The sequence below is a fragment of the Flavobacterium sp. UM26 genome, assembly GCF_057922445.1.
This window is the reverse complement of the sequence record NZ_JBVHCY010000006.1, coordinates 136,049-156,440: the sequence shown is the minus strand read 5'-3', so window position 1 is coordinate 156,440 and position 20,392 is coordinate 136,049. Positions and strand designations below refer to the sequence as shown.

23 protein-coding genes are annotated in these 20,392 nt (G+C 35.2%); 18 read left to right on the top strand and 5 right to left on the bottom strand.

The features are described 5' to 3' along the window. Positions 1 to 339 precede the first annotated feature (339 nt). Entirely contained in the window at positions 340 to 1,266 is a 927-nt protein-coding gene (locus tag ACZ1AQ_RS09035; RefSeq protein WP_489632588.1) for a T9SS C-terminal target domain-containing protein, read from the bottom strand. A 115-nt stretch (positions 1,267 to 1,381) separates the two neighbouring features. Here ACZ1AQ_RS09035 and ACZ1AQ_RS09030 point away from each other — a divergent pair, with 115 nt between their 5' ends. The 15 genes from ACZ1AQ_RS09030 (at position 1,382) to ACZ1AQ_RS08960 (ending at position 11,397) form a co-directional block, all read left to right on the top strand. Next, the gene (locus ACZ1AQ_RS09030) at positions 1,382 to 2,545 is read left to right on the top strand and encodes a glycosyltransferase family 2 protein (RefSeq protein WP_489632587.1); all 1,164 of its coding nucleotides are present in this window, start codon (positions 1,382 to 1,384) and stop codon (positions 2,543 to 2,545) included. Between the two features lie 83 nt (positions 2,546 to 2,628). After that, positions 2,629 to 3,939, top strand: coding sequence for a dihydrolipoamide acetyltransferase family protein (locus ACZ1AQ_RS09025; RefSeq protein WP_489632586.1), 1,311 nt, complete (start codon positions 2,629 to 2,631; stop codon positions 3,937 to 3,939). Between the two features lie 168 nt (positions 3,940 to 4,107). Next, the gene (locus tag ACZ1AQ_RS09020; protein WP_489632585.1) at positions 4,108 to 4,878 is read left to right on the top strand and encodes an exonuclease domain-containing protein; all 771 of its coding nucleotides are present in this window, start codon (positions 4,108 to 4,110) and stop codon (positions 4,876 to 4,878) included. A 77-nt stretch (positions 4,879 to 4,955) separates the two neighbouring features. Next, entirely contained in the window at positions 4,956 to 5,567 is a 612-nt protein-coding gene (locus ACZ1AQ_RS09015; RefSeq protein WP_489632584.1) for a fumarylacetoacetate hydrolase family protein, read from the top strand. Further along, on the top strand, positions 5,567 to 5,911 hold the full coding sequence (locus tag ACZ1AQ_RS09010) for an Hpt domain-containing protein (RefSeq protein ID WP_489632583.1): 345 nt from the start codon (positions 5,567 to 5,569) through the stop codon (positions 5,909 to 5,911). Before ACZ1AQ_RS09015 ends, ACZ1AQ_RS09010 begins: the two co-directional genes overlap by 1 nt. 10 nt (positions 5,912 to 5,921) lie before the next feature. Next, positions 5,922 to 6,626, top strand: a complete 705-nt coding sequence (locus ACZ1AQ_RS09005) for a hypothetical protein (protein ID WP_489632582.1) — start codon at positions 5,922 to 5,924, stop codon at positions 6,624 to 6,626. Between the two features lie 65 nt (positions 6,627 to 6,691). Beyond that, positions 6,692 to 7,945, top strand: a complete 1,254-nt coding sequence (locus ACZ1AQ_RS09000; RefSeq protein ID WP_489632581.1) for a CinA family nicotinamide mononucleotide deamidase-related protein — start codon at positions 6,692 to 6,694, stop codon at positions 7,943 to 7,945. A 71-nt stretch (positions 7,946 to 8,016) separates the two neighbouring features. Further along, the gene (rpmB, locus tag ACZ1AQ_RS08995) at positions 8,017 to 8,253 is read left to right on the top strand and encodes a 50S ribosomal protein L28 (protein ID WP_024980263.1); all 237 of its coding nucleotides are present in this window, start codon (positions 8,017 to 8,019) and stop codon (positions 8,251 to 8,253) included. A gap of 28 nt (positions 8,254 to 8,281) precedes the next feature. Next, positions 8,282 to 8,464 carry a 50S ribosomal protein L33 gene (rpmG, locus tag ACZ1AQ_RS08990; protein ID WP_017495179.1) on the top strand — a complete coding sequence of 61 codons (183 nt, stop codon included), beginning with the start codon at positions 8,282 to 8,284 and terminating at the stop codon, positions 8,462 to 8,464. 46 nt (positions 8,465 to 8,510) lie between these two features. Next, positions 8,511 to 8,663 carry a DUF4295 domain-containing protein gene (locus ACZ1AQ_RS08985; protein WP_489632580.1) on the top strand — a complete coding sequence of 51 codons (153 nt, stop codon included), beginning with the start codon at positions 8,511 to 8,513 and terminating at the stop codon, positions 8,661 to 8,663. Between the two features lie 121 nt (positions 8,664 to 8,784). Then, on the top strand, positions 8,785 to 9,738 hold the full coding sequence (gene ftsY, locus ACZ1AQ_RS08980) for a signal recognition particle-docking protein FtsY (protein ID WP_489632579.1): 954 nt from the start codon (positions 8,785 to 8,787) through the stop codon (positions 9,736 to 9,738). A 6-nt stretch (positions 9,739 to 9,744) separates the two neighbouring features. Then, positions 9,745 to 9,906, top strand: a complete 162-nt coding sequence (locus ACZ1AQ_RS08975) for a hypothetical protein (protein WP_489632578.1) — start codon at positions 9,745 to 9,747, stop codon at positions 9,904 to 9,906. Between the two features lie 278 nt (positions 9,907 to 10,184). After that, positions 10,185 to 10,625, top strand: a complete 441-nt coding sequence (locus tag ACZ1AQ_RS08970; protein WP_489632577.1) for a lipocalin family protein — start codon at positions 10,185 to 10,187, stop codon at positions 10,623 to 10,625. Beyond that, positions 10,606 to 10,902 (top strand): DciA family protein, encoded by a 297-nt coding sequence (locus ACZ1AQ_RS08965; protein ID WP_489632576.1) that lies wholly within the window; start codon positions 10,606 to 10,608, stop codon positions 10,900 to 10,902. The genes ACZ1AQ_RS08970 and ACZ1AQ_RS08965 overlap by 20 nt, the downstream gene beginning before the upstream one ends. Before the next feature lie 21 nt (positions 10,903 to 10,923). Continuing rightward, positions 10,924 to 11,397, top strand: a complete 474-nt coding sequence (locus ACZ1AQ_RS08960) for a hypothetical protein (protein ID WP_489632575.1) — start codon at positions 10,924 to 10,926, stop codon at positions 11,395 to 11,397. Between the two features lie 98 nt (positions 11,398 to 11,495). Here ACZ1AQ_RS08960 and ACZ1AQ_RS08955 read toward each other — a convergent pair whose 3' ends face one another. From ACZ1AQ_RS08955 to bshC, 3 genes are all read right to left on the bottom strand, one after another. Continuing rightward, a complete protein-coding gene (locus ACZ1AQ_RS08955) occupies positions 11,496 to 11,915 on the bottom strand; it encodes a nucleoside-diphosphate kinase (RefSeq protein ID WP_064715300.1) in 420 nt (139 codons plus the stop codon). Positions 11,916 to 12,023: 108 nt separating this feature from the next. Beyond that, positions 12,024 to 13,292, bottom strand: coding sequence for an acyltransferase family protein (locus tag ACZ1AQ_RS08950; RefSeq protein WP_489632574.1), 1,269 nt, complete (start codon positions 13,290 to 13,292; stop codon positions 12,024 to 12,026). Positions 13,293 to 13,306: 14 nt separating this feature from the next. After that, the gene (gene bshC, locus ACZ1AQ_RS08945; RefSeq protein WP_489632573.1) at positions 13,307 to 14,896 is read right to left on the bottom strand and encodes a bacillithiol biosynthesis cysteine-adding enzyme BshC; all 1,590 of its coding nucleotides are present in this window, start codon (positions 14,894 to 14,896) and stop codon (positions 13,307 to 13,309) included. A 122-nt stretch (positions 14,897 to 15,018) separates the two neighbouring features. On the opposite strand from bshC, the gene ACZ1AQ_RS08940 reads away from it, so the two are divergent. After that, complete coding sequence (locus ACZ1AQ_RS08940; protein ID WP_489632572.1) at positions 15,019 to 16,302, top strand: MFS transporter; 1,284 nt, start codon at positions 15,019 to 15,021, stop codon at positions 16,300 to 16,302. A 4-nt stretch (positions 16,303 to 16,306) separates the two neighbouring features. Here ACZ1AQ_RS08940 and ACZ1AQ_RS08935 read toward each other — a convergent pair whose 3' ends face one another. Then, positions 16,307 to 17,323, bottom strand: coding sequence for a PDDEXK nuclease domain-containing protein (locus ACZ1AQ_RS08935; RefSeq protein ID WP_489632571.1), 1,017 nt, complete (start codon positions 17,321 to 17,323; stop codon positions 16,307 to 16,309). Positions 17,324 to 17,538: 215 nt separating this feature from the next. Between ACZ1AQ_RS08935 and ACZ1AQ_RS08930 the strand changes: the two genes are divergently transcribed. After that, a complete protein-coding gene (locus ACZ1AQ_RS08930) occupies positions 17,539 to 19,740 on the top strand; it encodes a B12-binding domain-containing radical SAM protein (protein WP_489632570.1) in 2,202 nt (733 codons plus the stop codon). Positions 19,741 to 19,901: 161 nt separating this feature from the next. Next, a complete protein-coding gene (locus ACZ1AQ_RS08925) occupies positions 19,902 to 20,387 on the top strand; it encodes an acyl-CoA carboxylase biotin carboxyl carrier protein subunit (RefSeq protein WP_489632569.1) in 486 nt (161 codons plus the stop codon). The last annotated feature ends 5 nt before the right edge of the window (positions 20,388 to 20,392 follow it).

The following is a 20,392-nucleotide window of genomic DNA, read 5'->3' as shown; positions in this document are numbered from 1 at the left end:
AAGGGATAAAGTTGTTTTAGGAACGGAGTCAAAAGGCATTTTCAGGAAACAGGGTTACCGCTGTCCACTATATCTTTTTTTCTATACAAGACAAGTTTTTAACCTGTCTTGTACAGAAAAAAAGGATGCCGCTCCCATCGGGGTTAGGGAGCAGCATTGGTCTTTATAAATTAGTTCTAGTTGCTAGTTTGAGTGCAGTCGAAACTCTTCTTAAACAAAGATGTAATTAGTTGTAGTTTATACTCAGCGAAGTCAAAGTAAAGTCGAGAACCACATACTGTATTTACTGCGCTCTAAATAATAAAAAAGGTTTGCCGTTAAATGGTGTTATTAGTAGTCTTATTTCTCGCTTTGGTTTTTCAGCTCCACCACATGCCATTGTTGGGGAATATTCAAGAAAGGTTTTCTTGTCAAAGCTTCGTTACTGAGATAAAATGTATTGCCGTCAGTGGTGCTAATACTCTCAATTTGATGAAACCGTAGTTTTAGATCGATTCTTTTTTTGCAACCCGAAAAAAAATGATGGTCTTCAAAATCATATAGAAAATATAAAAAAGGACTTCCTGTTTTGGTATATCCACACAACACAATTTTTTGTTCTTTATCCATGTAAGTGGCACCTGTAATCAAGCCTTTGCAATTCCAACTGGCTTTGAATTGAGCAACGTGATGGCCTGTTTTGTTTGGCAGCGCATAAAGACTTGTCGAAGCCGTTTTCCATTCTTTTGTAAACAAATAAATACTGTCTTTTGTGGCAATAAAAGCCTCACAATCAAACTCGGTTTTGTTAGGTTGTTGAGAACTAAAAATTGATTGTTTGCTGTAGGAAAAAGAAATCGTATCAATGATTGGCTCTTGTTTCAAAAAGGACTTTTTTTCAATTTTTAAAATGCTTAAATCCTTACGATTTCCAGAAAAGTTGTTGCCAAAATCTCCTATATATAAATAGGAATCATCTTGTGTGATTTCTTCCCAATCATGATTTACTACCTTATTTAAATTGATTTTTCTTTTGATTTTCCCAGATTTATCCAAACCATAAATGATGGTATCATGGTCGTCATTGTGAGTCCAAAATAAACCATCAAAAAACACTAACCCCGAAGTTTCTTTTAGAGAATCTGATAGCGGAGCTGAAAATATGGCTTTTGTTTTGGTCTTGGGATATTCGCAATTTTTGTTTTTTACCATAGCATCATCAGTATGTTTATTCGCTTGTGGATAAGCTATCGAAAAACAACATAATATATACAATAAGAATTTCATAGATTTTCATGCAAATGGAACCGTAAAAATAAGGAATTACTTTGGTGCCATTATTTTAATTATAAGAATTATCATTAGAGTTTTTGAGAGAATATTATCTCATTATATTTGCATCATGCAATTATCAGTTATCATTCTCAACTACAACGTTCGTTTTTTCTTAGAACAATGTGTGCTCAGCGTTCAAAAAGCGTTAGAAAACATTGAAGGAGAGATTATAGTAGTAGATAATGGTTCTTCTGATGATAGTTGTGCCATGATGCGAACTCGTTTTCCAGAAGTTAAGCTCATTCAAAATGCTGAAAATTTGGGTTTCCCGAAAGGTAATAATATTGGAGTAGCTGCCGCCAAAGGCGAATATCTTTGTGTTCTGAACCCTGATACAGTCGTTGCCGAAGATACTTTTGAAAAGGTTTTGGCTTTTGCCAAAGCTCAAAAGAATCTCGGAATTGTTGGTGTGAAACTCATTGATGGTTCTGGAAATTTTTTGCCAGAGAGTAAGCGTAGTGTGCCTACTCCTTGGGTAGCTTTTACAAAAGTCATGGGTTTGTATCGATGGTTTCCTTCCTTTTCAATTTTTACAAAATATTATGCGCAACATTTGCATCCTGATCAAACCGGAAAAGTGGATATTCTAGTGGGGGCATTTATGTTTTTATCCCGAGAATTGTACATAGAGGTTGGAGGGTTCGATGAAAACTGTTTTATGTATTCGGATGATATTGACTTGTCATATCAAGTAGTGCAAAAAGGGAAAGATAATTTTTATTTTCATGAAACTACGGTACTACATTACAAAGGTGAGAGCACTGTAAAGGACGGAACCTATATGAAGCGCTTTCAAGAAGCTATGCGATTTATTTATCAAAAACATTTTAGAGTATCTTTCTTCTTCGAAATGTTTATGAAACTAGGTATTTTCTTTTTTTCCTTATTTAAAACACTTCAAGGAAAACCTAAGAATCAAAAAAAGCCTAACGCTTATTTGTTGTATTCTTCCAACAAAGAATTAGCTCATGAATTGCAATTGCTATTAGGAAAAAAAGTCTTTTTTCAGCCATTTGAAGGAGAAAAAATGGTAAATTCGTCTCTTTTTAAAACAAAGTATGGAATTGAAATTATCCTAGATAATGAGGATATTTCATTTAAAGACTGCATAGCTATTTTAGAATCGTTAAAAAACCAAGGGTTTACTTTTAAAATTATACCAAAAAGTTCTAATTTTTTGATTGGAAGTAATAATAATAACGAAAGAGGTGCGATTTTAAAAATTCGGTAAAAATTACATTAAATGTAATTTATATTTAAATTATTTATTAATTTCGCAAGCGAAAAATAAAAAACACCTTTTAGGTTAATAATATGGCAAGATTTGAATTAAAGCTTCCAAAAATGGGAGAAAGTGTTGCAGAAGCAACCATAACCAATTGGTTGAAACAAGTAGGTGACAAAATTGAAGCAGACGAGGCAGTATTAGAAATTGCAACGGATAAAGTGGATAGTGAGGTGCCTAGTGAAGTTTCGGGAGTTCTTGTAGAACAATTGTTTCAAGTAAATGATTTGGTTCAAGTAGGGCAAACCATTGCTATTATTGAAACCGAAGGAGGTGAGGGTGCTACTACAATTGTTGCTGATGAAGTTCCAGAAGAAGTGGTAGTTATTGAAAAAGCGATTGAAGCAGCTAAAGAAACGGTACTTGCTCCTGTTGATTTTACTGAATCCGATAAATTTTTATCTCCGTTGGTGAAAAATATCGCAAAAGAGGAAGGTGTTTCTGTAGCAGAATTGCAAACGATTTCAGGAACTGGAAAAGAAGGAAGGATTACCAAAGCGGATATTCTAGAATATATTAAAAACAGAGGAAGTCAACCTAAAGTTACTACAACGCCATCACTAATGGTGGATACTATCGCGCCTGTAGTAACGCCAGTGGTGTCGAAAGCAGCTCCAGTTTCTGTCAATGGAGGAGACGAAATTGTAGAAATGGATAGAATGCGTAAGCTGATTTCAGGTTATATGGTAGCTTCTGTTCAAACATCGGCTCACGTACAATCGTTTATTGAAGTGGATGTAACGAATATTGTAAAATGGAGAGATCGAGTAAAAACAGCTTTCGAAAAAAGAGAAGGTGAGAAGTTGACTTTTACTCCTATATTTATGGAGGCGGTTGCCAAAGCACTAAAAGATTTTCCGGGTATGAATATTTCTGTTGATGGCGAATTTATCATCAAAAAGAAAAATATCAATTTGGGTATGGCAGCAGCTTTGCCAAACGGAAATTTAATTGTTCCTGTTATCAAAAATGCAGACCAATTGAATTTAGTGGGAATGGCTAAAGCTGTAAATGATTTAGGGAATCGTGCTAAAGCTGGAAAATTAAAACCAGACGATACGCAAGGGGGGACTTATACAGTGACAAATGTGGGAACTTTTGGTTCTGTTTTTGGAACACCAATTATCAATCAGCCACAAGTAGGTATTTTAGCGCTAGGAGCTATTAGAAAAGTGCCTGCGGTTATCGAAACACCAGAGGGTGATTTTATTGGTATTCGTCAGAAAATGTTCTTGTCTCATTCTTACGATCATAGAGTGGTAGATGGTGCGCTGGGTGGAAGTTTTGTAAAACGAGTAGCTGAATATCTAGAAGCTTTCGATGTAAATAGAGATTTTTAATAGAGAATATAAAATGTAAAAACCGACTTTGGAGAATTCAATAGTCGGTTTTTTTATGTCTTGCTCTTTTTATTATAGGAGAAGTGGTTTGTTTTGTTCTAAAATGTTTACACACTTGTTTTTAATCATTTTTAATGAATTATATTTGCATTCTTATAATGACCAAAAATGGAACTGAAACTAAATAGACCAATTTGTTTTTTCGATCTGGAAACAACAGGCATTGATATTGGGAAAGATCGTATTGTAGAAATTTCAATTTTTAAAGTGTATCCAAACGGAAACAAGGAAAGCAAAACTTGGTTGGTAAATCCAACAATACCAATTCCGGCGGAATCTACTGCGGTTCATGGAATAACCAATGATAAAGTGGCTAATGAGCCAACTTTCAAAGAATTGGCTTCGCAGGTGCATTTGATGATTAAAGATAGCGATTTGGCAGGATTTAATTCTGACCGTTTTGATATTCCATTGCTAGCAGAAGAGTTGTTGAGAGCAGGAGTTGATTTTGATATGAAAAACAGAGTTTCGGTAGATGTTCAGACTATTTTTCATAAAATGGAAGAGCGAACATTAGCAGCGGCTTTGAAATTTTACACTGGAAATTCTCTGGAAAATGCGCACTCTGCAGAAGCAGATACGATGGCAACCTATGAAATTTTAAAGGCTCAATTGGATCGTTACCCCGAATTGGAAAATGATATAAAAGCATTGTCTGAATTCACTACTCGTAAAAAAATTGCCGATTTTGCTGGAATGATTGCTTTTGATAAAGATAATGAAGAGGTATTTACTTTTGGAAAACACAAAGGAGTTAAAGTAGAGAAAGTTCTTGAGGCAGAACCGGGTTATTTTAGTTGGATCCAAAATGCCGATTTTCCTCTGTACACCAAAAAAGTACTTACAGCGATTAAATTAAGAAAATTGAACACAAAGTAAAGTCTCTTGGTTCTGAGTCTCTAAGATGTAATGTATTTTAGAAACTGAGATGCTTAGTGTCTTAGAAACTTAAGAAAATGAAAATAATTTGCATAGGCAGAAATTATGCCAACCATATAGAAGAGTTGAAAAACGAGCGTCCAGCAGAGCCAGTGGTTTTTATGAAGCCAGATTCGGCAATTTTGCTCAAACAACATCCGTTTGTGATTCCAGAGTTTTCGGAAGATATTCATCACGAGATTGAGTTGATTGTAAAAATTGGCAAGGTTGGAAAGTATATCGAACCCAAGTTTGCACATAAATATTATGATGAAATTAGTGTTGGAATCGACTTTACGGCAAGAGATTTACAGGAAAAGTTAAAGCAAAAAGGATTGCCATGGGAGAAAGCAAAGGCATTTGATGGTTCGGCAGTGATTGGAGAATTTTTACCTAAAACGCAGTTTAGTTCATTAGAAAATCTTACATTTGAGTTAACCAATAACGGACAAACAGTTCAGAAAGGCTGTTCTAGTCATATGTTATGGTCTATTGACGAGTTGATTGCTTATGTTTCTCAATTTTTTACTTTAAAAATTGGAGATATTATTTTTACTGGTACACCAGCAGGAGTAGCTTCAGTTCGCTCGAATGATATTTTAGAAGGATTTTTAGAAGGACAACAACTATTTAGAATACAGGTAAAGTAATGGCGTTAAAATACAACCTCTCCAAAGTGTATGCACTTTCAGATAATGACCCAGAATTTGTACATCAAATTTTGACTCTTTTTGTTACCGAAGTTCCAGAGGATTTGAAAAAAATCAAAGAAGGAATTGATAATAAGGATCATAAACAAGCTTATGCATTCGCTCATAAAATCAAACCAACTCTTGATTTAATAGGTTTGAACGTGGCTTTTGAGGAAATACTACAAGTAGAAGCATGGACTAAAGCCGAAGGAAGAAAAAAAGATATTATTGAGACTTTCAAGAGTATCAAAAAACGCGTTAAGGAAGCGGTAAAAGAAATCAAAAAAGATTTTGATTTGTAAACTATTTTATATGAGGTTGTTTTTTTTGGGATTACTCATAGTGGCTTCAAATTCATTATATAGTCAAAAAACATATACTTTTGATTATGTTTTGCAATATGATCTTCAGATAAAGGAAGGGGCTCCAATTCAGAAAGAATATTATTACATTAATTCTAAAGATAATAGCTATAAAATGAGTGTTGTCGAGAAAGATTCTTTAAATTTTACAATAAACTTTTTGGATTATGTTGGTAATCATGCAGTCGTATATTTCGCTAAGGCTGAGTTTTTAAAGTCAGAATCTATTAGTATTCCTTGTAAGTTTGTTCAGATTTATGGAACAAATAAATTGCAAACAAAGAATTATGATTTCTCTTCTTTGAATGATACTCTTATCTATGGGGTTTCTTACTATCATTATGTGTTAAAAAGCAGCTCGATACAACGGGAGAAAAGAAAAAAAATTAGTAGAGCTCATTATATCATAGATAAAGAAAGTGCTTTTCATTTGCCTATTTTCTTTGAAGACACTGCTTATGAGGAGTGGAAGGTTGAAAAAAGCATTCCAAATGGCTTTGTTTTTATGGAATTTTGTGCTAATACTGTTAATCAGGAATTGTTTCAGATTAGAAGGTTGGTGAAGAAAGAATCAATTAACAAGCAGCTTGTGGTTCCAGTCGAATGTGATTATGAAAAATTCAGAAAGAGAATTATTTCTCTTAGGAAAGAATAGTTTTTCTAATGCAGATAATAGTCTTTTTTATTTTTATTCATACATCCACTACAATTTAATTTTAAATGAAAGCAGCCATTATTACTATCGGTGACGAAATTCTTATTGGTCAAATTGTAGATACCAATTCTGGTTATATCGCCAAAGCTTTGGATCGAATAGGAATTGAGATTAAGGAAATGTTGTCTATTAGTGATGATAAACAAGCTATTTTGGACACCTTTGCTTTATTGCAAGATCAGGTTGATATTGTGATGATTACAGGAGGTTTAGGACCAACAAAGGATGATATTACAAAAAAAACAATTTGTGATTATTTTGACGATGTACTTGTTCGGAATGCAGAAGTAGAGAGTCATGTGATTCTACTAATCGAAAGAGCTTTGCAAAGAGAAGCATCTCAAATGAATAAAGATCAGGCTTTGGTTCCTTCAAAATGCATTGTTTTGCATAATGAAGTGGGTACTGCTCCTGGGATGTGGATTCAAAAAGGGAAAACAGTTTTTGTTTCGTTACCTGGAGTGCCTTATGAAATGAAATATTTGGTGGATCATCAGGTTGTTCCGAAGATTGTAAATGAGTATGAGCGCCCTTTTATAATTCATAAAACGGTTTTGACTTATGGTCAGGGAGAAAGTTTGGTGGCGGAACGCATTGAAGGTTGGGAGGATAGTTTGCCTGATTTTATCAAATTGGCTTATTTGCCTGCTCCCGGAAGAGTGCGTTTGCGTTTAACCGCTAGAGGTGTAGATAAAACTTTTTTAGAAAGCGAATTGGATAATCAGTTGGTTCAATTGACTACGCTTATAGGGGATATTATTGTAGGGTTTGATGAAGAAGAAACTCTTGAAGTTGTTGTTGGAAGGTTGTTAGTTCAAAAAAATAAAACACTAGCTACGGCAGAAAGTTGCACTGGAGGTAAAATTGCACAACTCGTTGCAGGAGTTCCTGGGGCTTCTAATTATTATAAAGGGAGTGTGGTGGCTTATGCTACCGAAATGAAAATTAAGCTATTGGGGGTTGATTCAGATACAATTCAAACCCATAGTGTAGTGAGTGTTGAAGTAGCAAAAGAAATGGCAATAAATTGTCAAAAAATCTTCAAGACAGATTATGCAATTGCAACTACAGGTAATGCTGGTCCTTCAAAAGGCGACTCAGAGGCTAGTGTTGGAATCGTAATTATTGCTTTGGCAACCCCAAAAGGAGTCCTTGTAGAAGAGTTTAATTTTGGTCAACCCCGAGAAAAAGTAATAGATAGAGCGGTTACTAAGAGTTTGGAAATGTTGCAAAAAGAAATTTTAAAAAATGTGTTATAATTTTTTGTTTCATCCGTTTATTTTTCTTTTCTTTGCACCCTGATTTTGAATAACGATAAAAGATAAGCATAATGTCAAGAGTTTGTGACCTTACAGGTAAAAGAGCGATGGTAGGAAATAACGTTTCTCACGCTATGAATAAAACTAAGAGAAAGTTTTCTGTAAACTTAGTGAAAAAGCGTTTTTATCTTCCAGAAGAAGATAGATGGATTACTCTTAGAGTAGCAGCATCTACGATAAAAACAATTAACAAAAATGGAATTGCTGCTGTATTGAAAAAAGCGCAATCAGAAGGATTTATAAAATAATCTTTTTCCTAAATAAATATATAGCAAGATGGCAAAGAAAGGTAATAGAATCCAGGTAATTTTAGAATGTACTGAGCACAAAACTTCAGGTGTTGCAGGAACTTCAAGATATATAACTACTAAGAACAAAAAAAATACCCCTGATAGATTAGAGATTAAAAAATTTAATCCAATCTTGAAACGTGTAACTGTTCACAAAGAAATTAAATAATAAGAAAATTTTACTTGAAGTAAAACTTTTATAAAACATTTGAATCATGGCAAAGAAAACCGTAGCTACGTTACAAACTGCTTCTAAGAGATTATCAAAAGCCATCAAAATGGTAAAATCTCCTAAGACTGGTGCATATACATTCGTTGAATCTATTATGGCTCCTGAAGCTGTTGATGAATTCTTGAAAAAGAAATAATCTACATACATTTTATAGAAAAGCTACTTTCTCTCGGAAGTAGCTTTTTTATTTTTTATATTTACCCTTTCAAATAATTCGAGGAATTTTTCCTTTGATGACATACTTAACCTAACAAGAAATGAGTTTTTTTAAACGTATATTTTCCACCGAAAAGAAGCAGACCTTAGATAAGGGTCTTGAGAAAACAAAAGTTAATTTTTTTACCAAACTGACCAAAGCTGTTGCTGGAAAGTCTAAGGTAGATGATGATGTATTGGATAATTTGGAGGAAATATTGGTTGCTTCAGATGTTGGTGTAGCAACTACATTGAAAATTATTACTCGAATTGAAAAACGCGTTGCTGAGGATAAATATTTAGGCGTTGATGAATTGAATACTATTTTACAGGAAGAAATAGCAGGTTTGTTATCTGAAACTAATAATGGTGAAGCTACTGAGTTTGTTATTCCTGTTCAAGCCAAACCGTATGTGTTGATGGTGGTAGGTGTTAATGGTGTAGGTAAAACCACTACTATTGGTAAATTGGCTCACCAGTTTAAAAAATCAGGATACAAGGTAGTTCTTGGTGCAGCAGATACTTTCCGAGCGGCAGCAATCGATCAGTTACAAATTTGGGCAGATCGTGTTGGAGTGCCTATAGTGCGTCAGGAAATGGGAAGTGATCCAGCTTCTGTAGCTTTTGATACTTTGCAATCAGCGGTGGCTCAAAATGCCGATATTGTGATTATTGATACTGCTGGACGTTTGCATAATAAAATCAATTTGATGAACGAATTGTCTAAAGTGAAGCGTGTGATGCAAAAAGTTGTTGCCGATGCACCTCATGATGTGCTTTTGGTACTAGATGGTTCTACAGGTCAAAATGCTTTTGAACAAGCCAAACAATTTACGGCTGCTACCGAAGTTACTTCTCTTGCAGTTACGAAATTAGACGGAACGGCCAAAGGTGGTGTTGTGATTGGTATTTCAGATCAGTTCCAGATTCCTGTAAAATATATCGGAGTAGGTGAGGGCATTGAAGATTTACAAGTCTTTAATAAGTTTGAGTTTGTTGATTCTTTCTTTAAATAGTTTGTTATGAAAAATTTGAGTCCTTTATATCTTTACTTTATGAGTATGATTTGTCTTTTCTTGGCAAATTTAGTTAGAGGCAAAATGGATTATGCGTATGGTTTTTTTCTTGGAGCTGGCGTTGTTCTTTTTATAATTGGTGTTTACAAGAAGTTTAGTGCGAAGTAAAGCTGATTTTTCCTTGCTTTTTTGTACGAGTTTATTGTTTTCCTATCTTTTTAATTTTCTTTTTGTTGCTTTCCTTTTTGTTTTAAAATGTGGAATGCGCACTCTTTTTCTTTGTTTCTTTACTTGATTTAGGCGTACTTTGTAATAAGAGCAGGCGTGTTGTTGTGCACTGTTTTTCTAGCCCTGATGGGAACGGCATCCTTGTGGTCCCGGGGTTCGGGACTACAAGATATAGTGGACAGCAGGAAATAGCTCCTTATAAAAAATAAAAATATTCTATGAAAAAAGTAGTTGTATTAGTAACCGTTTGTTTGTTTTTTTTAGGGTGTCAACCTAAAGTTGAGAAGGAATCTGTGACTTTGTTGAATGGGTATTGGGAGATTGAGAAAGTGGTTTTTGAGGAAGGTGAAGATAAAGAATACCCGAGCAATGATAGTTTTGATTATTTTGAAATAAAAGGCGATACTGGATTTAGAAAGAAAGTAATGCCGCAATTGGACGGTACGTTTCAGGCGAATGATTTGGTAGAAACGATTCATGTTCGACAAAAAAATGATCAAATTTTTCTTGATTTCAAGACTGATTATGCACAATGGTCTGAGGAATTGGTAAAGATTGACGCGAAGGAATTGGTCTTGAGAAATGCAGAGCAAAAAGAGTATCACTATAAAAAAACAGGTCCGATAAAAATTATTGACAATGGCAAAACGACTAAATGATCAGAATACGGTAGGTGATGTTTTGAAGCATATTATTGAAGTTAATAAACTGCAAACGGGACTTAACCAGATTGATGTACGTGAAGCTTGGAAAAATTTGATGGGCAATGGTGTGAATCATTATACCAAAAATGTGATGTTGAAAGGATCCGTTTTACATGTTGAATTGTCTTCTTCTGTTTTACGTGAAGAATTGAGCCACGGGAAATCGAAAATAATTGCGATGATTAATGAGGAATTGCGTCGTGATGTGGTTAGAGACGTGGTGTTGAGGTAGTTTTGTTGAGTTTTAAAAAATATGATGAGTACAGTTTCGAAGTTTAAATTCTTGCCGATTTTATTAGCATCTTATATTAGTATTTTGCCCGTTATGCTTATTTATCTTTGTTATAATTCACCCTATGCAACGATGACTCTTCCTATTTTGTTCTTGCTTTTTATCTTGGTTTTTTGGGGAACAGTTTTTAGAACTAGGGCACATAGAGTAACAATTGATCAACAATATGTAGTTGTAAAACGATATTTTGGGTTAGGTAAATCAGAATCATATGCTTTAAATAGTTTAGATGGTTTTGTAAGCTTGTTTGAGTCTGGAAAACTTGGTGTTTCTGAAAACCTTTTTATTCTTCAAAAAGGAAAAAGAGTTGTCTGTATTTCTGAATTCTATCATTCTAATTATGGTGAATTTAAAAAAATACTTATTGAAAGATTAATCAATTTTGGGGTTAATGACTATGATGTTAAAGAAGAATGGAGTAATCTTTTTAAATAAAAAATCCCGTTTCTATTCAATTGAAACGGGATTTTTTATGAGATAACTGTTTTTAGTACATTTTACTGCCCACTAAAAACTGTTTACTGAACACTGATTTAGAATTGCTCTCTTCCTGCAAAGTGGAAAGCACCTTCGATAGCAGCATTTTCGTCGCTATCAGAACCGTGAACTGCATTTTCTCCGATAGAAGTTGCGTAAGCTTTACGGATAGTTCCTTCAGCAGCTTCAGCTGGATTCGTCGCTCCAATTAAAGTTCTGAAATCTTCCACAGCATTTTCTTTTTCTAAAATGGCAGCAACAATAGGACCACGAGTCATGAATTCTACTAATTCTCCAAAGAAAGGTCTAGCTGAGTGTACTGCGTAAAATGCTTGTGCGTCAGCCACAGTCAATTGCGTTAATTTCAAAGAAACAATTTTGAAACCTGCGTTAGTAATCATTGCTAAGATGTTTCCGATGTGTCCGTTTTCTACAGCATCAGGCTTAATCATTGTAAAAGTTCTATTTGTAGCCATTTTTTGGTTTTTTAAAATTTGGTGCAAAAATAGACTTTTTTTGCAAATACAATTTGTGAAATTGTCATTTTTAAGTCAAATTTTTGATTATGCGATAAAATAGTGTGATTATACTTTAAAAAACTGTTTCTTTTGGTAGAAATACCACAATAAAAGACTCCAAAAACCTACATAAAGCAAAGCAAAAGCCAGTGAAGCATTCATAGGATTTTCGAAATTAGGCAGAACTCCAAATTCATAACTGTAGGTCCAAAAGTCGATTGGAGTGTTGTTTTTTGGATTTTGAACCGAAATCATTACCAAAGCTTGAGGAATGATTTGGGACAAAAAGAAAACAATCATGGGATTAACGCCCCAAACCAAAAATAGCGTGATTCCTTTTTTGAAATTGAGTAGGTCGATGCAATAATACAAAATCGTCAAGATAAGCGTAGCCAATCCAGCGGTATAAAGCACGTATGAACTTGTCCAAAGGGCTTTGTTGATGGGGAATACAAAATTCCAAAGCCAACCCAAGAGCAGTAATAGTGCTCCAATGCTAATCATTTTTTGTGCTTTTGATTTTTTTGAGATATTCATATTGAGTAATTGCCCAATTTGAAGGCCTAATAAACCCGTTACTATAGCAGGAATTGTACTTAGAATACCTTCTGGATCCCAAGTTTTGGTAGCTTCCCAAACATGTCCTGATAACAACATTTGGTCCACCCAAGTAGCTAAATTCGTTCCTTTTTCGAGATTGGTAACGGCAAAGCCCGGCGCAGGAACTAATGTCATTAGCGCCCAATAGCCCAGTAGTAAAACACTGCTAACGATGAGTTGTATTTTGGGCGTAGTTTTTAAATATAAAAGGGAAGCGATAAAATATATAATCCCGATACGCTGTAAAACCCCAGGAAGACGTACGTTTTCATAAGCTGGAATCCCGCTGTAAGCAAAGAACATAAAAACAATAAAACATCCAATGGCCAAATAGGTTTTGGTTTTTTGATTGAAATTCCCCATTAAAGCATATCCAACAATAGCTGTTATAAGTAGGCGAATAATCATTAATGGTGTTCCTTCAAGGTCTAAAAACTGAATTTTACCGAAAAAGTTAAAGAACAGGCCCAAGTTTATCATGCGCAACGAACGAACAAAGATTTTGTTGAAGGTTGAGCTGTCGTAGGTTTTAGTAGGCATGGCAAAAGCAATGGCGGTTCCCATAATGAAAATAAAAAAAGGAAATACCAAATCGGTTGGTGTGCAACCGTGCCATTCGGCGTGACGTAAGGGAGCATAAATAGTGGACCAACTTCCAGGATTATTGACAACAGTCATTAATAAAATAGTTAATCCTCGAAATACATCCAGTGAAATCAGTCGGTCTTTGCTCATGAAAAAAGTTGGTTTTAAAAGGTAATAATGGTAAAATTGGTAGACAAAGGTTTTATTTCATCAACCAATTTAGGAAGTAGTTGTTCGCCATTTTCTAGATAAAATTCCGAAAGATTGGCTTGACGCTCTTGCAAACTTTGGTTGGGGAACAATTCATTTTGAAGTGCAGTGATTCGGCTTAAACTATCGGCTAATTTTCGTTTTTGTGCTTTTAGCAGTCGTTTTTCTAAGTTATCTAGTCCTTTGGTTTGTTTTGCTTCCTGCGCTTTTACGGCACCTGCAAAAGAACGGTCGGTTTTGGAAGTCAGTTCATTTAGGACTTGAAACTGTTGTTGTAATTGTTGTTTCAAATCGCTCAAATCGATGGCAAATTCCGATAATTGTTTGGTTTTGTTGTTTATTAAAAAGTTTTGTTTTTGGAATAAATCGCTCCAAGTCAAGGCTAAGGCATCGGCTTTTTTTAGCTGTTTTTCAGTAGCCAAAACTACGGAGTTACGTACAATGAGTATTGGGAAAGTCACCTTTACTGCTTCAAAAAATGATTTCAATTCTAGCCAATAGGCTATTTCTCCACCACCGCCAATATAGGCTAGATTAGGGAGAATAACTTCTTGGTATAAAGGACGCATCACTACATTGGGACTAAATTTTTCGGGATGAAGTTCCAGTTCGGCGAGTAGTTCTTGTTCTGAAAAATGGCGTTTAGTGTTGTTTATTTTGTACAATCCGTCTTCAAAAATAATACGCTCTCTCAAGTTGTCTTCTATATAAAACAAATTGATTTCACGAGGATTGACCTGAACGGTATAGTTACCAAATTGCTCAATAGTTTCATTCACTTTTGAAAAAGCAGTTTGCTTAAGTACCTCTTCCTTAATGAATGGAATAAATTGTCTTTTTAAATTGGAATCATCAGCATCCAAAATGACTAATCCGTAGTGACCAAATAACTCATTGGCCAAATATCTGGTCGCGTCTGCTAAATTGGTATGCTTCAAATAAGCTTCATGAAATAGTTTTTTTAGCGTTTCGGCATTGGTACTGCTTCCTAACTCTAGTGCAAAAATGGCTAAAAATTCATCAAGACCTTCTGTAGATAAGCGGCCCACTGGTCCAGTACTTTCTCTGTTCCAACAGAATTTTTTTCCTTTAAAAGTAAAGTAATTGATTTCTTCAAAATCGTGGTCTTCGGTAGCCATCCAATAGACGGGAACAAAATTTTGTTCAGGGTATTTTTGTTGTAATTCCTTGGTCAGATTGATGGTAGAAATGATTTTATATAGAAAATACAATGGTCCGCTGAATAAATTCAGTTGATGACCCGTTGTAATGGTATACGTATTGGAATGATTTAAAAGTTTAATGTTGTTTAACGTTGCCGTTGAAGCCTTGATTTTGGCATATTGGGCTTCAAGAGTAGCCACTAAAACAGCTCTTTTCTTGTCTTCGAAGTTGGCTTTCTTTTCATCTATTTGAGGAGCAAAATTTTCAAGAGTTGGGAATCGATGGTACAAAGGCTGTACGTTTGGTTTTTGGTCTAAATAATCATTGATTAGTGAGGAAAAATACCCAGAATTTTGAAAGCTGATACAGTCGGATGGCATAATTGAAATAGATTTAGGGCTAAATTACCAAAAAAAGCGGAATTAAATGGCTTCCCTTTTTGAATAGCAATGCATTTTAACTTATTATTGTAATTCTAAACCACTAACTAAAACCACAACAAATGACCCAAGATGCTCCTTCGAAAGGAAAAAATTCAATACAACACGTACTTTTTGGTAGTTTGATAGGAACGACCATCGAGTTTTTTGATTTTTATATTTATGCCAATGCCGCAGTATTGGTTTTTCCACAACTTTTTTTCCCGAGTACCGACGCTACTATGGCTACGTTGCAATCACTAGCTACGTTTTCTATTGCTTTTTTATCCCGTCCCTTGGGGTCGGCTTTTTTTGGCCATTTTGGTGATAAGATAGGTCGTAAATTTACTTTGGTAGCCGCATTACTTACTATGGGAATTTCTACTGTTGCCATTGGTTTTCTGCCGGGTTATGCTAGTATTGGTATTGTTGCACCTTTGTTGTTGATGCTATGTCGTTTTGGACAGGGTGTTGGTCTTGGAGGAGAATGGGGCGGTGCTGTTTTACTAGCCATCGAAAATGCGCCACCTAATAAAAGAGCTTGGTATGGTATGTTCCCACAGTTAGGCGCTCCGATAGGTTTGTTGCTTTCTGGAGGGACTTTTTTGCTTTTAACGGATAGTATGTCCAACGAAGATTTCATGAATTATGGTTGGCGAATTCCTTTTATAGCCAGTTCGCTTTTGGTCGTGGTTGGTTTTTATATTCGAACTAAAATTTCTGAAACGCCTTCTTTTGAGCAGGCTAAAAAAGTAGAAGAAGAAGTAAAAATTCCGTTTTTCACCTTGCTTACCTCTTACAAGAATCAATTGATTTTTGGAACCTTGGCGGCAGTGACTACTTTTTTGGTTTTTTATTTAATGACGGTATTTACTTTAAGTTGGGCAACCTCTGATTTAGGTTTTACCAAAAGAGAGGCTTTGTTGATTCAGTTGTTCTCCGTGCTCTTTTTTGCGCTGTTTATTCCTGTTTCTGCAGTGGTTGCCGATGCCATTGGGCGCAAAAAAATGCTGGTTTGGGCTACTATTGCCATAGCTGTTTTTGGTTTTTTCTTTCCATTTTTTCTTAGTTCGGGAAGTGCTGTAATGGTAACTGCTTTCGTTTGTATTGGAATGGCATTAATGGGATTTACCTATGGTCCTTTAGGTACCTTTTTGTCTGAGTTGTTTCCTACACAAGTCCGCTATTCTGGAGCTTCCTTAACCTTTAATTTAGCCGGAATATTTGGAGCTGCTTTTGCTCCTATGATTGCCATTTGGTTGGCTACGGATTATGACATTTCGTATGTGGGGTATTATTTGACGGGGGCTGCTTTGTTAAGTTTAGGCTCTCTTTTTATGATTTCTAGAAAAAATCATCAGTTTTAAGGATTTATTCTTTGGACAATTGCTCCATAATGAATTGTTTTTCGCGCTCAATTTCGGCAATAAGTTCTGCTTCTGTTGGTAAATAAGGTAAATATTTTGAAGCAAAAAGTTGTTCGTTTTCGCTTAAGACAGAATATTTGGCTATCGTATTATCTGTTTCTGTACAGAGTAATATTCCAATAGTTGGATTGTCTGTTTCTTGTTTTTTGAGGTCGTCATACATTCTCACATACATATCGAGTTGTCCAACATCTTGGTGGGTTATTTTATCGGTTTTAAGATCTATTATTACAAAACATTTCAAAATATAGTTATAAAACACTAAATCAATATAAAAATCGGTAGTTTCTGTTCGAATGAGTTGTTGTCTTTCTACAAATGCGAATCCTTTTCCCAACTCAAGGATAAACTTTTGGAGATTGTCAATTAAGTTTTTTTCAAAAGTTTGTTCTGTATAGCTGAGTTGCGTCGGTAAATTTAAAAACTCTAACACTGTTGGATTCTTGATAAATTCGAAGGGATGATGTTGAAGGTCTTTTGTTTTGAAGTTCATTTCATTGATTACATCTTCTTTAATTTGAGAAGATACTAAACGTTGATAATACATGGTAGCGATATTTCTATCCAAAGTTCTTACCGACCACATGTTTTCGGCCGCTTCAGTTAGATAATATTCTTGTGCTTTTGGGTTAGCTATTTTTAGCACTAATTGAAAATGGGACCAACTCAATTTGGCAGACAGTGTCTGCCAAATCTCAATGTTTGGGAATGTAATGTAGAACTGTCTGAAATTTCTAATGTTTCTTTCTGAAAAACCTTTACCAAATTCTGCTGTTAATTCTTTTGAAATATTTTTTATAATTTCTTTACCATAAGTAGCTCTGTCTTTTCCATTTTGCTCTTCGGTAACAATTTGTCTACCAATATTCCAATAGGCTTCTATCATAGCCGTATTAATAGCTGCATACGCTTTTTGACGAGCTTGTGCTATTGTCTGTTTTATTTCAATTAGATATTGCATTTTTTGTAAATGATTTTGGAAAATTCTCTTAGTTAAATAAGTTTTTCGACAAAAATAATTTGAATTAGTAATTTTTGGATTGGTTGGCAATATATAAAATCGTTAATTCTGAAACTTAAAAATACTAATTTATTCTTTATAGCAAGAAGTTGTATAATGAGGGATTCTTATTCTTTTTAAAAATGCGTTACTTTTGCATCAAAACAATCTCACTCTTGAAACCAAAACTTTTCCTCATCACGCCACCGTTTACGCAACTGAATACCCCGTATCCAGCGACGGCGTATATCAAAGGTTTTTTGAATACCCTTGAAGTGCCTTCAGAACAAGCGGATTTGGGTATTGAGGTGATTTTGAAATTGTTTTCGAGAGAGGGATTGAGCCCCCTAACCCCCAAAAGGGGAACTCGCGACTTGTCTGATAATGCGAAAAGAATAATAGCACTTTGGGATGAATACCTGAAAACCATAGATTCAGTGATTGCTTTTTTGCAAGGCAAAAATCCAACCTTGGCTTTGCCAATTTGTCAAGAAGATTTTTTGCCCGAAGCGTCACGTTTTGCGCAATTGGAGGAGTTGGATTGGGCTTTTGGTACGATGGGAACACAGGATAAAGCCAAACATTTGGCAACTTTGTACCTTGAAGATATTTCGGATTTTATAGTCGAATGTGTCGATGAAAATTTTGGGTTTAGTCGTTATGCTGAGCGTCTGGGTCGAAGTGCCAATTCGTTTGACGAATTGTACGATGCTTTGCAAAAAGAACCTACTTACATTGATGGTATTTTATTGTCTATTTTGGAAGAAAAAATAGCCAGAATTCAGCCAGAATTAATGCTGATTTCTGTACCCTTTCCTGGAAATTTGTACAGCGCTTTTCGTTCGGCACAATGGGTGAAAAAGCACTATCCGAATATCAAAATTGCAATGGGAGGTGGCTTTCCCAATACCGAATTGCGTTCGCTTTCGGATGCTCGAGTGTTTGAGTTTTTTGATTTTATTACTTTAGATGACGGGGAACTTCCTGTTGAATTACTAATTGCCAATATTCAAAATCCAAATACAAAAGAATTCAAAAGAACTTTTATTTTAGAAGAAGGAAAAGTCGTTTATAAAAACAATTCCACTAGACCTGATTATAAACAATCGCAAGTTGGTACTCCAGATTATACGGATTTGCTGATGGATAAATACATTTCGGTAATCGAAGTGGTGAATCCGATGCATCGGATGTGGAGCGATGGGCGTTGGAACAAGTTGACGATGGCGCATGGTTGTTATTGGGGCAAATGTACTTTTTGTGACATCTCTTTGGATTACATCAAAATCTACGAACCTATAGCTGCCAATTTGTTGTGCGACCGAATGGAAGAAATGATGACACAAACAGGTCAGAATGGCTTTCATTTTGTTGACGAAGCGGCACCGCCAGCTTTGATGCGAGCTTTAGCGCTCGAAATTTTACGCCGAAAATTATCGGTTACTTGGTGGACGAATATACGTTTTGAGAAAAGTTTTTCGGCGGATTTGTGTCGATTACTCAAAGCTTCAGGTTGTATAGCAGTTTCGGGTGGATTAGAAGTTGCTTCTGATCGTTTGTTACAACTAATTGATAAAGGAGTAACCGTTGAGCAAGTGGCCAAAGTGACTCGCAATTTTACGGAATCAGGTATTATGGTACATGCGTATTTGATGTACGGTTATCCTACCCAAACGGTTCAAGAAACGATAGACAGTCTCGAAATGGTGCGTCAATTGTTTGAAGCAGGAGTGTTGCAATCTGGATTTTGGCACCAGTTTGCGATGACGGCTCATAGCCCAGTGGGATTGTATCCTGAAAAATTTGGTGTTACACCAGAACTCCTTCCATTACAAGGTTCAGAGAAAGGGATTTTTGCCATAAATGACATTAATTATACAGACAAGACAGGTATTGACCACGAAAAATTTAGTTTCGGATTGAAGAAATCCTTGTTCAATTTTATGCATGGTATTTGTTTCGACTTTGAGCTGCAAGAATGGTTTGACTTTAAGATTCCAAAAACCAAAATTCACCCTGATTTTATTTTTAATGCGCTTCAAGAAGAAGAAAATTTCACCACAAAACCTACAGCCAAAGTAGTTTGGTTGGGAGGAAAACCTTTGGTTGAATATTTTACTAAATCCAAAAAAGGCAATCCTTGGGAACTCGCTAAATTGACCTTTCATGACAAGAAAGAAAGTTTTGCTGTTCAAACCAATAAAGCGGAAGGCGAATGGTTGCTTGCTATTTTAGATAAAATTGCGGTTTCTCAATCCAAAGTGTATTCTTTTCAAGAAATTAAAGCTGATTTTGAAGACCATTTATCCGATTTTGAGCTGTTTTGGTACTCAAAACCGATGCAAACCTTGCGCTCCTTTGGATTGTTGATTTTATAATTTCTTTACAATTTTCTTTCGAAATCTATCGTTGACAAAACCATTTACAATGATTTTTTGTGAAACAGTTAGCTACTTGCTAATTTTTGCATAAATCTTACTTTAGCTGTATTACGAAAACGTTTTCTTTAATTACATTTACAAGTACTAAAAACGTAAACATGAGTAGTAGTTATCAACTAAAAGTAAATGATACTTTTCATTTCGAATGCGATGCCGCCTCAGCCAATGCGCTGGATGCGGTTGCGACAACTGACAATCAATTTCATATTTTAAGTGAAAACAAGCGGTATCAAGCTCAGATTGTAGCTGCTGATTTTCATAAAAAGGAATACACTATTGAAGTGAATAACTCAGTGTATACTGTCGCCATTGCTGACGCTTTGGACCTTTTGATTAAAGAAATGGGATTTGATACCAGCACGGTACAAAAAGTAAATGCCATCAAAGCACCAATGCCTGGTTTGATTTTAGAAATCAATGTTAGTGTGGGACAAACCGTTCAAGAAAACGATAATTTACTCATTTTAGGAGCGATGAAAATGGAAAACAGTTTTCAGTCGCCACGAAATGGAGTAATCAAATCGATTGCAGTTGCTGTTGGCGATGCTGTTGATAAAGGACAATTGTTGGTAGAATTTGAATAGAAAAA

What these genes read in the sequence shown, in the direction of transcription:
- ACZ1AQ_RS08935 (WP_489632571.1), bottom strand. Translation starts at nt 17,323, where the DNA reads ATGCAATATCTAATTGAAATAAAACAGACAATAGCACAAGCTCGTCAA.
- ACZ1AQ_RS08960 (WP_489632575.1), top strand. Translation starts at nt 10,924, where the DNA reads ATGATGAGTACAGTTTCGAAGTTTAAATTCTTGCCGATTTTATTAGCA.
- ACZ1AQ_RS08955 (WP_064715300.1), bottom strand. Translation starts at nt 11,915, where the DNA reads ATGGCTACAAATAGAACTTTTACAATGATTAAGCCTGATGCTGTAGAA.
- ACZ1AQ_RS09010 (WP_489632583.1), top strand. Translation starts at nt 5,567, where the DNA reads ATGGCGTTAAAATACAACCTCTCCAAAGTGTATGCACTTTCAGATAAT.
- ACZ1AQ_RS08985 (WP_489632580.1), top strand. Translation starts at nt 8,511, where the DNA reads ATGGCAAAGAAAACCGTAGCTACGTTACAAACTGCTTCTAAGAGATTA.
- bshC (WP_489632573.1), bottom strand. Translation starts at nt 14,896, where the DNA reads ATGCCATCCGACTGTATCAGCTTTCAAAATTCTGGGTATTTTTCCTCA.
- ACZ1AQ_RS09015 (WP_489632584.1), top strand. Translation starts at nt 4,956, where the DNA reads ATGAAAATAATTTGCATAGGCAGAAATTATGCCAACCATATAGAAGAG.
- ACZ1AQ_RS08940 (WP_489632572.1), top strand. Translation starts at nt 15,019, where the DNA reads ATGACCCAAGATGCTCCTTCGAAAGGAAAAAATTCAATACAACACGTA.
- ACZ1AQ_RS09005 (WP_489632582.1), top strand. Translation starts at nt 5,922, where the DNA reads ATGAGGTTGTTTTTTTTGGGATTACTCATAGTGGCTTCAAATTCATTA.
- ACZ1AQ_RS09030 (WP_489632587.1), top strand. Translation starts at nt 1,382, where the DNA reads ATGCAATTATCAGTTATCATTCTCAACTACAACGTTCGTTTTTTCTTA.
- ACZ1AQ_RS08950 (WP_489632574.1), bottom strand. Translation starts at nt 13,292, where the DNA reads ATGAGCAAAGACCGACTGATTTCACTGGATGTATTTCGAGGATTAACT.
- ACZ1AQ_RS09020 (WP_489632585.1), top strand. Translation starts at nt 4,108, where the DNA reads ATGGAACTGAAACTAAATAGACCAATTTGTTTTTTCGATCTGGAAACA.
- ACZ1AQ_RS09025 (WP_489632586.1), top strand. Translation starts at nt 2,629, where the DNA reads ATGGCAAGATTTGAATTAAAGCTTCCAAAAATGGGAGAAAGTGTTGCA.
- ACZ1AQ_RS09035 (WP_489632588.1), bottom strand. Translation starts at nt 1,266, where the DNA reads ATGAAATTCTTATTGTATATATTATGTTGTTTTTCGATAGCTTATCCA.
- ACZ1AQ_RS09000 (WP_489632581.1), top strand. Translation starts at nt 6,692, where the DNA reads ATGAAAGCAGCCATTATTACTATCGGTGACGAAATTCTTATTGGTCAA.
- ACZ1AQ_RS08965 (WP_489632576.1), top strand. Translation starts at nt 10,606, where the DNA reads ATGGCAAAACGACTAAATGATCAGAATACGGTAGGTGATGTTTTGAAG.
- ACZ1AQ_RS08975 (WP_489632578.1), top strand. Translation starts at nt 9,745, where the DNA reads ATGAAAAATTTGAGTCCTTTATATCTTTACTTTATGAGTATGATTTGT.
- rpmG (WP_017495179.1), top strand. Translation starts at nt 8,282, where the DNA reads ATGGCAAAGAAAGGTAATAGAATCCAGGTAATTTTAGAATGTACTGAG.
- rpmB (WP_024980263.1), top strand. Translation starts at nt 8,017, where the DNA reads ATGTCAAGAGTTTGTGACCTTACAGGTAAAAGAGCGATGGTAGGAAAT.
- ACZ1AQ_RS08925 (WP_489632569.1), top strand. Translation starts at nt 19,902, where the DNA reads ATGAGTAGTAGTTATCAACTAAAAGTAAATGATACTTTTCATTTCGAA.
- ACZ1AQ_RS08970 (WP_489632577.1), top strand. Translation starts at nt 10,185, where the DNA reads ATGAAAAAAGTAGTTGTATTAGTAACCGTTTGTTTGTTTTTTTTAGGG.
- ftsY (WP_489632579.1), top strand. Translation starts at nt 8,785, where the DNA reads ATGAGTTTTTTTAAACGTATATTTTCCACCGAAAAGAAGCAGACCTTA.